We start from the raw sequence: 13,255 nt of genomic DNA, 5'->3' as shown, positions 1-13,255 counted from the left end.
CCCCTCGCCGTCAACGCAGCAGCAGTACGGGGAGGCTGGCGCGCCGCAACATGGCCGTGGTGGTGCTGCCCACCAGCAGGTGGCGAATGCGCGAATGGCCGTAGGCGCCCATGACCAGCAGGTCGATATCCTGCTCATCCTTGTAGGCCCGCAGGGTCTCCTCGACCTCGCCGGCACGAATGGCACCCTCCGCCTCGTGGCCGGCGTCGCGCAGCGTCTTCAATGCCCAGTCGAGCTGGGAGCGATTGTCGCCGGTCTCGGCACCGACGATCACCACATGCACCGGGATGCCCTGGAACAGTGGGCTGCTGGCCAGCATCTCCACGCCCTTGCGGGTTGTCTTGCTGCCATCGAAGGCGATCATCACCCGCTCGGGCCGCTTGAAGGCCTCCGGTACCATCAGGATCGGGCGATGCAGGCCCCGCACCACACGCTCCAGGTTGGAGCCGAGATGCTCACTGGCCTGATGCGCCGTCTCGCCGCGCTTGCCGATTACCAGCAGGCGTATCTCCGCTTCCAGCTCGTCCAGGGTCTCGACGAGGGTCCCGTTGCGCTGGCGCGTCGCGGGTTCAGCGACACCATCCTCCATGGCGCGCTCGCTGGCAGCCTTGAGCATCAGCCGTCCGCGTTCCTGGGCGACCTTGGCACGCTCCTCATCCAGGTGCGAAAGCTCTTCGAGGAGATGTTCCCGCGACCCAAGGCCGATATTGCCGGAAAGATCCGCCTCGGCGGTCTGAGGGTGGTTGTCCACCACATGCAGAAAGGTCAGCGGTGCCTCGAGCGCCAAGCTGGCCCAGGCCGCGTAGTCGCAGACCCCCTCGGAAAATTGCGAGCCGTCGATGGCGGCCATCACCTGTTCTGTCATCTGTCTGTCCTGAAGCTGGCGTGTATTGTCTCGTTACTCACGTTCTACACCATCGCAGCCGCCCCGTCACAGGGGCGGCCGCAGGAAGTCCTCAGTGTCCGCCCATGAGCTTCTCGACGGCTTCCGGGTCGTCGTGGATGGCATAGCGATCGACGATGGTAGCGCTGGCCTCGTTCAGGCCGATCAGCTCCACCTCGGTCCCTTCGCGGCGGAACTTGATCACTGCGCGATCCAGTGCCTGCACGGCGGTGATATCCCAGAAGTGCGCCCGGGACAGATCAATGATGACCTTCTCGACACTCTCCTTGAAATCGAAGGCCGCGGCGAAGCGTTCGGAGGAGGCGAAGAACACTTGGCCGACTACCTTGTAGACCCGGCTGTGCTCGCTCTCGCCATCCTCGACGCCGACATAGAGGATATTGCCGACCTTGTTGGCGAAGAACAGCGCCGCCAGCAGCACCCCGACGAAAACGCCGATGGCCAGGTTGTGGGTGCTGACCGTGACGGCCACCGTGGCCAGCATCACGATGTTGGTGGAGAGCGGGTGCTTCTTGAGATCCCGGATCGAGGTCCAGCTGAAGGTCCCGATAGACACCATGATCATCACCGCCACCAGGGCGGCCATGGGAATCTGCGAGACCCAGTCGGCGAGAAACACCACCATCATCAGCAACGTGACGCCCGCGATCAGCGTCGACAGGCGACGACGCCCGCCCGACTTGATGTTGATCACCGACTGGCCAATCATCGCGCAGCCCGCCATGCCGCCGAGCAGCCCGGCACCGATGTTGGCGATGCCCTGGCCCTTGCACTCGCGGTTCTTGTTGCTGCCGGTATCGGTCAGTTCATCGACGATGGTGGCGGTCATCATCGATTCGAGCAGCCCCACCACGGCCAGCATCACGGAATAGGGGAAAATGATCGCCAGCGTCTCGAGGTTGAGCGGCACGTCCGGCCACAGGAATATCGGCAGGCTGTCCGGCAGTTCCCCCATGTCGCCCACGGTACGGATCTCCATGCCGGTGGCCAGGTATACCCCGGTCAGCACCAGGATGCAGACCAGCGGTGACGGCAGCGTCTTGCCGATCACCGGTACATAAGGGAAGAGATAGATGATGCCGAGCCCCGCCGCGGTCATGGCATAGACGTGCCAGGTCACATCGGTGAGCTCGGGAAGCTGCGCCATGAAGATCAGGATCGCCAGGGCGTTGACGAAGCCGGTGACCACCGACCGTGACACGAAGCGCATCAGGTCGGCCAGGCGCAGATACCCGGCGATGATCTGCAGCACGCCGGTGAGCAGCGTGGCGGCCAGCAGGTACTGCAGACCATGTTCCTTGACCAGCGTCACCATCAGCAGCGCCATGGCACCGGTGGCCGCCGAGATCATTCCCGAACGTCCACCGGCGAAGGCGATGATCACGCAGATGGCAAAGGAGGCATAGAGGCCGACCTTGGGGTCGACACCGGCGATGATCGAGAAGGCGATGGCCTCGGGAATCAGCGCCAGGGCAACGACGATGCCCGAGAGAGTGTCACCCTTGAGGTTGGAGAACCAACTCAGTTTCATTTTTTCGTACATGCTACGGTCCAGTCAGGAATGGAGGATCGTGTCACAGGGGCGCCGGAGCGTGTCACAAGCGCACCTTGCCCAGCCAACTTGGCGGTGTTGTCGTCATCGATCGAAAGCAGGCGAAAATCGCCAGGACGGATGCAGGGGCACCCGGGATATCGGAGCGATATCCATGACACCGCGGAACAGCATGCTCGCGGCTTGGGGAGGGGAAAGCGCTAGGGCGGCGTGGCCAGCCCTGCCAGAGGCGTCATCACGGTGGTTCGATCCTTGCTCTGGTTTGACGGTAGTGCCTCGACCGGCATCGCTGCACCACCCGGCGAGAGCGGCGCATGTTATCAGAGTTCATCACGAGGCGCACCCACCCCCGTGAGAGCACCTCCTATCGAAAGCAACCGCGGCGCCTTCACGACTCGGGCGTATCATCCGTTGTCGACGCCTTGCCGGACGCTTTGGCACTTCCGCCCCTGGCCTGCTGAAAGGCTTCCATGATGTCGATGGGCAACGGCACCACAATGGTGGAGGCGTTCTTGTTGCTCATGTCACTCATAGTCTGCAGGTAGCGCAGCTGCAGGGCGGCCGAATTCTCCGACATGATATTGGCGGCTTCGACCAGCTTCTTCGAGGCCTGGAGTTCGCCCTCGGCATGGATCACCTTGGCACGCCGCTCGCGTTCGGCCTCGGCCTGGCGGGCGATGGCGCGGATCATGCTCTCGTCCAGGTCGACGTGCTTGATCTCCACGTTGGCAACCTTGATGCCCCAGCCCTCGGCCGAGGCATCGATGATCTCCTGAATGTCGTCATTGAGCTTGTCGCGCTCGGAGAGCATCTCGTCGAGATCGTGCTTGCCCAGCACCGAACGCAGGGTCGTCTGGGCAAGCTGGCTGGTGGCGTTGACGAAGTGCTCTACCTGGATGATGGCCTTCTCCGGGTCCACGACCCGGAAATAGAGCACCGCGTTGACCTTGACGGTGACGTTGTCCTGAGAGATCACGTCCTGCTCGGGCACATCCATGGTGATCACCCGCAGATCGACCACCTGCATCTTCTGGATGGCAGGGATGACGATGACCAGCCCCGGCCCCTTGACGGACTGGAAGCGTCCCAGGAAGAACACCACGCCGCGCTTGTACTCCGGCAAAATACGAATCGAGGCCGCCAGCAACAGCAGCACCAGGACGGCCGGCACGAGATAGGAAAGCATCATGACGCATTCTCCTCATCGTTGACGCCTGTGGCAGTGGCATCGGTGGGTTCGACCACGACCGTGAGACCGTCCATGTCGACCACCCGTACGACCTGGCCAGATTCGAGGAATACCTCGCTGCGGGCATTCCATCGCTCGCCGTGCAGGCGCACATGACCCTCGCCGCGAAAGCCCTCGAGCACGCGGGCCTCGCTGCCCAGCAGCTCTTCCGGTCCGGTGCGTGCGGGGCGCCGACGCAGTCCCATGAAGCGCGTCACCACCCACAGCATCAGGCCCGCTGCCACCAGGGCCACACCGCCGATCAGGGGAAGCGAGATGTTCAATGTATCCGCATCCATCAGCATCACCGATCCGATCACGAAGGCCACGATGCCGCCCATGCCGAGAATCCCGAAGCTGGGCATCAGCGCCTCGCCGACGATCAGCCCCAGCCCGACCAGGATCAACGCCAGACCGGCATAGTTGATGGGTAGCACCTGAAAGGCGAACAACGCCAGCAGCAATGAGATGATGCCCACGGTACCGGGCACCAGGCTGCCGGGGTTGGAAAGTTCGAAGATCAGGCCATAGAAGCCGATGATCATCAGGAAATAGGCGACATTGGGGTTGGTGATCACCGCCAGCAGCCGGGTGCGCCAGTCCGGGGCGAAGCGCTGGATGGCCAGCTCCTTGGTGGAGAGAGCGCGCTGCCCGTCGGCCATGACCACCTCGCGACCGTCGACCTGGGCGAGTAGATCATCGAGGTCAGTGGCCACCACATCGATGACGTTCCGCTCCAGCGCCTGCCCGGCGGTGAGATTGCTCGCCTCGCGCACCGCGGACTCGGCCCAGTCGGCATTGCGCCCGTGTCGCTCGGCCAGGGAGCGAATATAGGCGACGGCATCCTCCAGCACCTTGCGCTCCATGGCCGTCTCGCCACGACGCTTTTCCGAGGCGTCCGGCGTGTCGGTCGTCTCCTCCGACTCGGCGCCACCGGCATCATCGCCGGCGCCCTCATTTTCGTCCGGCGTTTCGGGTTCACCGCCAATGCCTGGCACGCCGCCGCCTCCGAGCTGGACCGGCGTGGCCGAGCCCATGTGGGTCGCCGGCGCCATGGCTGCCACATGGCTGGCATAGAGCAAGTAGGTGCCGGCACTGGCGGCTCTGGCACCGGCGGGCGCGACATGGAAGGCCACCGGCACGTTGGCGGCAAGCATGGCACTGATCATGTCGCGCATCGAGGCATCCAGGCCGCCCGGTGTATCGAGACGCACCACCACCAGCTTGGCGCCCTCCTGCTCGGCCATGGAAAGGCCGCGCTGGAAGTAATCGCTGGTGGCGGGTCCGATGGCTCCCTCGAGAGTCATCACCAGCGCCGAGTCTCTCTCCTGCCCGCGCTCCGCCTGCTGGGCCACGGCCTGCCACGCCAGCAGGGCACCCGCCAGCAGCAGGCAGGCCAGGCACAGCCAGATGACGGAACGCCGCGGATGCTGCCTCGGCTCGCGATACATGCGCCTCACCTCGAAACGGGAGACAACCTAGCACGTCCCGCCGATCCATCGGCATGTTCAGCGCCGGGGATTCATCGCCAGGACATCGGCACGAATCACCTTTTGCTCGGCGATCAATTCATTGACGACCGCACGGCTCTCCTTGTAGTGGGACGTTTCCTTGTGGGCCACCAGGGCCTGTTGATCAGTGTAGATCTCATAGAGATGAATGAGGTCCGGTTCGTCGCGATCCTCGATCACATCGAAGGCATGGCAGCCGGGCTCCTCGCGTACCGAGGCTTCGGCATTGGGCAGCATGGCCTCGAGAAAGCGCTCCCGGGTGCCGGGCTTGAGCCGCGTCTGGACGATGATGCAGTACATGAGGATCTCCTTGGGGTTGTGGAACAACTCTATCTGTGAAAATATTTTCCACTATACGTTTCAACCCTGATCGCGCACAAGGAGGCCTCATGCAACGCCCCGCTCCGTTCAACGGCATGCGTCATATCGCCCTGCAGGTTCAGGATCTCGAGGCATGCGAGCGCTTCTACGTCGACGTCCTGGGCATGGACATCCTGCGCCGCGCCCACGACGACCTGGTCTACCTAACGCTCGGCAACGACAATCTCTCCCTGGCCCGCGCCAAACAGGAGACCGGCGGCGATCCGCAACGCCTCGATCACCTCGGCTTCGTCGTCGACGAGCGCGACGATGTCGACGCCTGGCACGACTATCTGGTGGCGCAGGGCGTCGAGGTGGTGCGCGGCCCTCACGACCATGCCGACGGTGGGCGCAGCCTCTACTGCAAGGACCCGGACGGCAACACCATCCAGCCATTGTTTCATCCCAGTGTCTCGGGACAGCGCCTGGCCTGAGGCGCATCTCCAGGCACCCGGTGGCAAGGGCCCCTCGTGCCAACCCGCTCTCTCGTGGCGGCCCATGGCCGCCTCATCCCTGCATGCCTGGCATGCTGGCTCGTTTGGCGTCCCGGTCGCGGTGACGCCCTTTTTCTTTGCGTAGCAACGGTTACCATCAGGGGATGCCTTCGACCTGGATGCCGCCGATGTCACGCCGTTTCGTCCTTGCCCTCGCCCTGGCCACCGCCTCGATCGCCCCCATCCCGAGCCTGGCCGCCGACGCCCAATCGCTGCTGGAAGCACCCTGGTCCGCCATCGAGCGCAAGGCCCGCGGCCAGACCGTCTACTGGAGCGCCTGGGGAGGCGATCCTGCCATCAATCGCTACATCGGCTGGGTGGCCGAACGACTGGACGAGCGTTACGGCCTGGACGTCGTGCACGTCAAGGTGGACGACATCGCCACGACGATATCCCGGATCGTGGCCGAGCGCGCCGCCGGCAACGACGACGCGGGCAACGTCGACCTGCTGTGGATCAATGGCGAGAATTTCGCCGCCATGAAGGAACGCGACCTGCTTTTCGGCCCCTTCGCGCGCCGGTTGCCGAACTTCTCGCTGACGGCTCCCGACGACAACCCCGAGGTGCTCACCGACTTCACCCTGCCAACCGAAGGCTACGAGTCGCCCTGGGGCAAGGCGCAGTTGACCTTCTACTACGACGCTGAACGGCTCGAGACGCCGCCACGCAACATGTCGGAGCTGTTGTCCTGGGCCCGCGAACATCCCGGTCGCTTCACCTACCCCCTGGTGCCCGATTTCCTTGGCACCACCTTCCTCAAGCAGGTACTGCTCTCGCAGGTCGAAGCACCGTCAGTGCTGGCCGAACCGGCCTCGCGTCACGACGTCGACGCCGTGATGGCACCGCTCTGGGACTATCTCGATGCCCTGCATCCTCATCTCTGGCGCCAGGGGCGACACTTTCCCTCCGGCGGCCCCGAACTCAAGCGCCTGATGGGCGATGGCGAGCTGTCGCTGGCCTTCACCTTCAATCCGGCCGAGCCGGCCGCCGCCGTGACCGATCATCAGTTGCCGCCCAGCACTCGCAGCTATGTGCTGGAAGGTGGCACCCTGGGCAATGTCCATTTCGTGGCGATTCCCTTCAACGCGCGCCACAAGGCCGGCGCCATGGTGCTGGCCAACTTCCTGCTGTCGCCCGAGGCCCAGGCCCGCAAACTGGATATCGATGTCTGGGGCGATCCCAGCGTCCTCGACATGCGACGCCTCGAGGCCGCCGAGCGCGAGGCCTTCGAGGGCGACCGCCATCCCGCCAGTCCACCGCCCGACGCATTGCAACGCGTCCTGCCCGAACCCCATCCGAGCTGGGTCGAGGCCCTGGAAGCACAGTGGCAAGTACGTTATGGCGATAGCTGACGATAGGGCGCGCCCCTGATGCCAAGCTTCGTGACCGCGATACGCACCGCGCCCACCGTTGCCCTGGCGTTGCTGATCCTGCCGGTACTCCTGGGGCTGGCCGGCGTCGTCGCCCCGGCCTTCGGCTGGCACCCGGCACTGGGCGGCGAGACCTGGACTCTGGCCCACTGGCAGGCGCTCGGCAACACGCCCGGCCTCGTCGACATGATTCGCCTGAGCCTGTTCACCGGACTGGCCAGCGCCCTGGCGACATTCGGCATCGTGGCGCTGTGCCTGGCCACCTTTCTCGAGACACGCGCGTTCGGTGCGATACGGCGCCTGCTGTCGCCACTGCTGGCGGTGCCTCACGCCGCCGCCGCCATCGGGCTGGCCTTTCTGCTGACGCCCTCGGGCCTGGCCAGTCGCCTGGTCTCGCCCTGGCTCAGCGGCTGGGTCTATCCGCCCGACTACCTGTTTCCGGGGGACTCGCTCGGCCTGGCCCTGGCACTCGGGCTGACGCTCAAGGAGATCCCCTTCCTGCTGCTGATGAGCCTAGCCGCCCTGCCCCAGTGCCGCGCCGGCGAACGCCTGATGATGGCACGCGCGCTGGGTTATGGGCGGATCAATGCCTTTCTCAAGGGCGTGTTGCCGGCCCTCTACCCACTGATTCGTCTGCCCCTTTACGCGGTCATCGTCTTCGCCACCGCCAACATCGAGGTGGCCATGATTCTCGGTCCCTCGACGCCGCCACCCCTGGCCGTGGCCGTGGTGCGCTGGCTGGGCGATCCCGACCTCGCGATGCGCTTCCAGGCCGCCGCGGGAGCACTGCTGCAGCTCGGCGTCACCGCCGGCGCCCTGCTGATCTGGTGGCTGGGCGAGCGCCTGGTCTCGCGACTGGCAGCCGGCTGGCTGCGCGATGGACACCGGCTGCGCGGCGAACGCCTGGGGCGAGGCATTGGCAGCCTGACGACCTGGCTCGCCATCGGGGTACTGGTCGCCGCCCTGGCAGGCCTCATCCTCTGGTCGCTGGCCGGTTACTGGCCCTTCCCGGAAGCCTGGCCCGCGCCGCTGACGCTGCATGCCTGGCAGCAGGCTGCCACGGGCCTCGGCGATCCCCTTTCGAGCACCGTCACCATCGGGCTGGCCGCCACCGCCATCGCCCTGGTGCTGACCCTCGGCTGCCTGGAAGCCGAAACACATCGTCGCCGCCCACTGGGCGCCGGCGCTCAGCTGATTCTCTACCTGCCCTTGCTGGTCCCTCAGGTGGCCTTCCTGCAGGGCCTCGTGCAGTGGCAAGCCCAGATCGGGCTGACGGCCGGCTGGCCGGCGGTGATGCTGGGCCATGCCCTGTTCGTGCTGCCCTACACCTTCCTCTCCCTGGCGGAAAGCTATCGACGACAGGATCCCCGCTGGCGCCAGGTCGCCGCCTCCCTGGGCGCCTCGCCCGCCAACGTCTTTCTCCGTATCCGCCTGCCCATGCTCACCGCGCCGATCCTCGTCGCCGGTGCCGTGGGCTTCGCCGTCAGCGTCGGCCAATATCTGCCCACGGTGCTGCTCGGCGGCGGTCGCCTGACGACCCTGACCACCGAGGCGGTGAACCTGGCCAGCGGCGGCGATCGACGCCTCACCGCCGTCTATGCCCTGTTCCAGCTCGCCCTGCCCGCCATTGGCTTCACTCTGGCCATGACCCTGCCCCGACTGTGGTGGCGACATCGCCGCCAGATGCTGTCCGGAGACACCGCATGAGCACTGCCACCCTGCGCCTGGAAGAGATCGTCATCACGCATGACGGCCACCCACTGATCGAGGTCTCGGCCAGTGTCGCCCCAGGCGAGGTCCTCACACTGATGGGGCCGTCCGGCGTCGGCAAGTCGACCCTGCTGGCCCATGTCGCCGGCTTTTTGCCGCTCGGCTTCCGGGCCTCGGGGCACATCCTGCTGGGCGACTCCGACCTCGGCTGTCTGCCGCCCGAGCAGCGGCGACTCGGCCTGCTGTTCCAGGACCCGCTGCTGTTTCCGCACCTCGACGTAGGCGGCAACCTGGCCTTCGGCATGCCGGCGGGCGGCTCGCGCCGGCAACGTCGAGAAGAAGTGGCCACGGCGCTCGACGACATCGGGCTGGCGGGCTTTGCCGAACGCGACCCGGCGACCCTTTCGGGCGGCCAGCGCGCCCGGGTCGCCCTGATGCGAGTGCTGCTCGCCCGGCCCCGCGCCATGCTGCTGGACGAGCCCTTCTCCAAGCTCGACACCGGCCTGCGCGACGAGATGCGACGCCTGGTGTTCGCACGCGTGCATCGGGATGGCCTGCCGACTCTGATGGTGACCCATGATCGTGCCGATGCCGAGGCGGCCGGCGGGCCGATCATCGAACTGTGAAAGCCCCTGATCGCCGATTTTCGGCATGACGTGTGTAAGGACTGAAGGGCTGTCTCGACCAAAGGATGTCCATCGACGTATCGACGCAATGCGAGATGGCACATCACAACAACGCGCACGGAGACAGACCATGAAACATTCCATGCTGATGGCCGCCGTCATTACCACCGCCATTGCCCAGGCCGGGGCCATGGCGACCACCTACGCCGACGAAGAGGAATCCGACAAGCAGGCCATGGAGAAGTGCTATGGCGTTGCCCTGGCAGGCCAGAACGATTGCAAGGCAGGCCCCGGCACCACCTGCGCCGGCACGTCCACCGTCGACTACCAGGGCAATGCCTGGAAGCTGGTGCCGGAGGGCACCTGCACCAGCATCGAGACACCTCACGGTAACGGCAGCCTGACCGAGATCGACCGTCCCTGACACGGAATGACAAGGTTCATGGCCCGCATCCGCGGGCCATGGTGGTCGCCGAGAGGAGGTTCACATGCCGATGGATACCACCACGCTGCCAACCGGCGCCCAGGGCATCGGGCTCAAGCACCGCCACGTTCCGGAACTCCTGTCCCGGCACGCCGACGTCGATTTCCTGGAGCTGCATGCCGAGAACCACATGAGTGCGGGCGGTCCATTTCGCGACGACCTCGCCGCCATTACCGAACGCTACCCGCTTTCGGTGCATGGCGTCGGCTTGTCGCTGGGCAGTGCCGAACCGCTGGATACCGCCCACCTCCACCGGCTCGTCCAACTGGTCGACGAGCTGCGCCCGCCACTGGTCTCGGAACATCTCGCCTGGAGTCGCCTCCAGGGAGACGTCTACAACGACCTTCTGCCGCTGCCGTTGACGCGCGAGAGCCTGGCCGTGGTGACTCGACACGTCGACGCAACACAACAGGCGCTCGGCCGCCGGCTGCTGGTCGAGAATCCCAGTCTCTACGTGCATCTCGACAACACGCTGGGCGAGGCGGAATTTCTTGCCGAGCTCGTCGAACGCACCGGCTGCGGACTGTTGCTGGACATCAACAACGCCTACATCAGCGCCCAGAACCTCGGGCGCGACCTCGATGCCTACCTGGACGCCTTGCCGCTATCCGCCGTGGGGGAATTCCACCTCGCCGGCCACCATCTCGACACCGAGGCCGTTCCACCGCTGCGCATCGACGATCACGGCAGTCCCGTCTGCGATGCCGTATGGCAACGCTATGCCCAGCTATCGCGCTGGTTGCCGAACGTCCCGACCCTGATCGAGTGGGACACCCGCCTCCCCTCCTTGTCCCGCTGGCTCGAGGAGGTCGACCTGGCGCGCCATCATCATCCCGCGCATCGCCCGCTGGCCACCACGATGGAGGAGATATCATGACGATCTCCCTGGCCGACTGGCAGCATCGCTTCGCCGAGGCCCTGCACGCCCCCGACGCCACGGATCCCGACCTTGGCCCGCAGCCGGGGCTCGACGTCTATCGCAACAACGTCCGGAAAAGCCTGATCGAGGCGCTGTCCAGCACCTTTCCGCATACCCGGACACTGCTGGGCGAACGCTTCTTCACCGCCGTGGCAAGCGACTACGTGCGTCGACACCTTCCCGACGAGCCCCGCCTGGTCCACTACGGGAACCACTTTGCCGACATGCTCGACAGCCTGCCGACGCTGGCCGACTACCCGTATGTCATCGACATCTGCCGCCTCGAACGCGCTCGGCTCGATGTCAGCCATGCCGCCGATGCCACGCCGCTGGACGCCGAGGCACTGGCCCGCTCGCCCGATCCCGGTGCCCTTGCGTGCTCGCCTTGTCCTGCCACCCGCCACCTGATCGGCTGCCACGATGTGCTCGGCTTGTGGCGGGCCCTGGAGCGCGGCGAAGCGAGAGCCGGCGTCGGGGCGCCGGGCAGATGGCACTGGCTGTTGGTGCGGCGTGGCCGAAACGTTGACATCCAGTCGGTCACACCGGCCTGTGGAGCGCTCTATCACGCGCTCGCGACACGAGTGACGCTCGGCGATGCCCTGACAGACTGCGGCCGACGCCACGACCCGGAGGAAGCCGGCGAAGCGCTTGGCACCCTGCTCGGCCTCGGTGCCTTGACGTTGTCCCGCCACGAGGAGGTCACGCCATGACATCGCCCCTGCTCAAGCCCCTGAGGGGCTATTATCACCACCTGGTCCCATGGCTGGATCGTCGCTCCCTGGATGCCGTGCTGCTGCTGATGCGTGTCGTCCTTGGCAGCGTCTTCTTCCTTTCCGCCCTGACCAAGGTGGATGCCAGCGGCATCACGCAAAGCACCTTCTTTCTGTTCGAAAACGAATACGATCTGCCACTGATTCCCCCGGCCCTGGCGGCCTATCTGGCCACGCTTGCCGAGTTCAGCCTGTCACTGGCGTTGTGGGGCGGTCTCGCTACCCGCCTCACCGCCACGGGGCTGCTGTTCATGACGCTGGTGATCCAGACCTTCGTCTATCCCGACGCCTGGATCACCCACGGCCTCTGGGCCGGCAGCCTGCTGACCCTGATACTACGCGGCCCGGGTCGCCTGTCCCTGGACTGGCTGGTGAACGCCTGGCTGACCGAAGCAGCCCATCGGCGTTGAAGACAGGATTCATATACCCTTGTCGATGCAGGGAAGACAAGGCCGAACGGCCCGATGACAACCCGCGACAGGGGGAGACACGTGAACGACAGCACCGAGAGCCTTGCCGATGCGACACGCTATCGCCGACGCCTCGAGGCCGTGCGGCCCCGTCTGGTGTCCTTCGCCCTGCTGCATCTGCGCGACAAGACCCAGGCCGAGGATACCGTCCAGGACACCCTGGTGACCGCCATGGAAAAGAGCGACGCCTTCTCCGGACGCTCCGGCTACGAAACCTGGGTGTTCGGCATCCTCAAGCACAAGCTGCTCGACGCCCTGCGGGCCCAGCAGCAAAGCGGACAGTGGCAGCCCATGGAGAACGAGGCCAGCGACGAGGTCGTCGATCGGCTCTTCCAGCGGAACGGGCGGTGGGAGCAACACGCCCGTCCAAGCGCCTGGGGAGAGCCCGAGGCAACCTTCGAGAACGAAGCCTTCTGGCAGGTCTTCGATGCCTGCATGATCGGCTTGCCGGACAACCTCGCACGCGTCTTCTCGCTGCGTGAACTGATGGGACTCTCCACCCGCGACATCTGCCGCGAAGTCGGCATCCGGGAAAGCAACTGCTGGGTGATGCTGCACCGCGCTCGACTGAGACTGCGCACCTGCATCGAAAGTGGCTGGTTGAAGGAGACTCACCCATGCTGATGTGCAAGGACGCGACCCGACTGATGTCAATGAAGCGGGATCGTCCCCTGACACTTCGCGAGCGCTTCTCGCTACGCTTTCACCTGACGATGTGCAGCGCCTGCCGCGAGTGTGATCGCCAGTTCGAGTTGTTGCACCACGCGGGGCGACGCTTCGAGCCGCCGACGGAAGACCGGACGACCGACGACGCCCCTCGACACTGAATGGCGGCCTCACGCCAAGGCCCGCCTCAT

General features: G+C 65.5%; 15 protein-coding genes. 10 read left to right on the top strand and 5 right to left on the bottom strand.

The features are described from left to right. Nucleotides 1-10: 10 nt before the first annotated feature. From A9O65_RS11450 to A9O65_RS11430, 5 genes are all read right to left on the bottom strand, one after another. A complete protein-coding gene (locus tag A9O65_RS11450; RefSeq protein ID WP_064699514.1) occupies nucleotides 11-865 on the bottom strand; it encodes a universal stress protein in 855 nt (284 codons plus the stop codon). Between the two features lie 91 nt (nucleotides 866-956). After that, on the bottom strand, nucleotides 957-2,447 hold the full coding sequence (locus A9O65_RS11445; protein WP_064699515.1) for a SulP family inorganic anion transporter: 1,491 nt from the start codon (nucleotides 2,445-2,447) through the stop codon (nucleotides 957-959). Between the two features lie 397 nt (nucleotides 2,448-2,844). Continuing rightward, nucleotides 2,845-3,645, bottom strand: coding sequence for a slipin family protein (locus A9O65_RS11440; RefSeq protein WP_064699516.1), 801 nt, complete (start codon nucleotides 3,643-3,645; stop codon nucleotides 2,845-2,847). After that, nucleotides 3,642-5,135, bottom strand: a complete 1,494-nt coding sequence (locus A9O65_RS11435) for an NfeD family protein (protein ID WP_064702162.1) — start codon at nucleotides 5,133-5,135, stop codon at nucleotides 3,642-3,644. Before A9O65_RS11435 ends, A9O65_RS11440 begins: the two co-directional genes overlap by 4 nt. Nucleotides 5,136-5,192: 57 nt before the next feature. Next, nucleotides 5,193-5,495, bottom strand: a complete 303-nt coding sequence (locus tag A9O65_RS11430) for a putative quinol monooxygenase (RefSeq protein ID WP_064699518.1) — start codon at nucleotides 5,493-5,495, stop codon at nucleotides 5,193-5,195. Nucleotides 5,496-5,584: 89 nt separating this feature from the next. Here A9O65_RS11430 and A9O65_RS11425 point away from each other — a divergent pair, with 89 nt between their 5' ends. The 10 genes from A9O65_RS11425 to A9O65_RS11380 all read left to right on the top strand — a co-directional run bounded on the left by A9O65_RS11425 (nucleotide 5,585) and on the right by A9O65_RS11380 (nucleotide 13,225). Then, the gene (locus tag A9O65_RS11425; protein ID WP_064702161.1) at nucleotides 5,585-5,989 is read left to right on the top strand and encodes a VOC family protein; all 405 of its coding nucleotides are present in this window, start codon (nucleotides 5,585-5,587) and stop codon (nucleotides 5,987-5,989) included. A gap of 188 nt (nucleotides 5,990-6,177) precedes the next feature. Then, complete coding sequence (locus A9O65_RS11420) at nucleotides 6,178-7,401, top strand: ABC transporter substrate-binding protein (RefSeq protein WP_064702160.1); 1,224 nt, start codon at nucleotides 6,178-6,180, stop codon at nucleotides 7,399-7,401. 18 nt (nucleotides 7,402-7,419) lie between these two features. Further along, nucleotides 7,420-9,126 carry an ABC transporter permease gene (locus A9O65_RS11415; RefSeq protein WP_064699521.1) on the top strand — a complete coding sequence of 569 codons (1,707 nt, stop codon included), beginning with the start codon at nucleotides 7,420-7,422 and terminating at the stop codon, nucleotides 9,124-9,126. Next, the gene (locus A9O65_RS11410; protein WP_064699522.1) at nucleotides 9,123-9,755 is read left to right on the top strand and encodes an ATP-binding cassette domain-containing protein; all 633 of its coding nucleotides are present in this window, start codon (nucleotides 9,123-9,125) and stop codon (nucleotides 9,753-9,755) included. The genes A9O65_RS11415 and A9O65_RS11410 overlap by 4 nt, the downstream gene beginning before the upstream one ends. A 130-nt stretch (nucleotides 9,756-9,885) precedes the next feature. Beyond that, on the top strand, nucleotides 9,886-10,179 hold the full coding sequence (locus tag A9O65_RS11405) for a BufA1 family periplasmic bufferin-type metallophore (RefSeq protein WP_064699523.1): 294 nt from the start codon (nucleotides 9,886-9,888) through the stop codon (nucleotides 10,177-10,179). A 64-nt stretch (nucleotides 10,180-10,243) separates the two neighbouring features. Then, nucleotides 10,244-11,116 carry an MNIO family bufferin maturase gene (bufB, locus tag A9O65_RS11400; protein ID WP_064699524.1) on the top strand — a complete coding sequence of 291 codons (873 nt, stop codon included), beginning with the start codon at nucleotides 10,244-10,246 and terminating at the stop codon, nucleotides 11,114-11,116. Beyond that, entirely contained in the window at nucleotides 11,113-11,868 is a 756-nt protein-coding gene (locus A9O65_RS11395; RefSeq protein WP_064702159.1) for an HvfC/BufC N-terminal domain-containing protein, read from the top strand. The genes bufB and A9O65_RS11395 overlap by 4 nt, the downstream gene beginning before the upstream one ends. Continuing rightward, complete coding sequence (locus A9O65_RS11390) at nucleotides 11,865-12,338, top strand: DoxX family protein (RefSeq protein WP_064702158.1); 474 nt, start codon at nucleotides 11,865-11,867, stop codon at nucleotides 12,336-12,338. Before A9O65_RS11395 ends, A9O65_RS11390 begins: the two co-directional genes overlap by 4 nt. 81 nt (nucleotides 12,339-12,419) lie before the next feature. Further along, nucleotides 12,420-13,022: a sigma-70 family RNA polymerase sigma factor gene (locus A9O65_RS11385; protein ID WP_064699526.1), complete on the top strand. Its 603-nt coding sequence runs from the start codon at nucleotides 12,420-12,422 to the stop codon at nucleotides 13,020-13,022. Continuing rightward, entirely contained in the window at nucleotides 13,016-13,225 is a 210-nt protein-coding gene (locus A9O65_RS11380) for a zf-HC2 domain-containing protein (protein ID WP_064699527.1), read from the top strand. The genes A9O65_RS11385 and A9O65_RS11380 overlap by 7 nt, the downstream gene beginning before the upstream one ends. The last annotated feature ends 30 nt before the right edge of the window (nucleotides 13,226-13,255 follow it).

The organism is Halomonas caseinilytica (assembly GCF_001662305.1).
In the GTDB taxonomy this organism is placed as follows: domain Bacteria; phylum Pseudomonadota; class Gammaproteobacteria; order Pseudomonadales; family Halomonadaceae; genus Halomonas; species Halomonas caseinilytica.
This window is presented reverse-complemented; position numbering and strand designations above follow the sequence as displayed.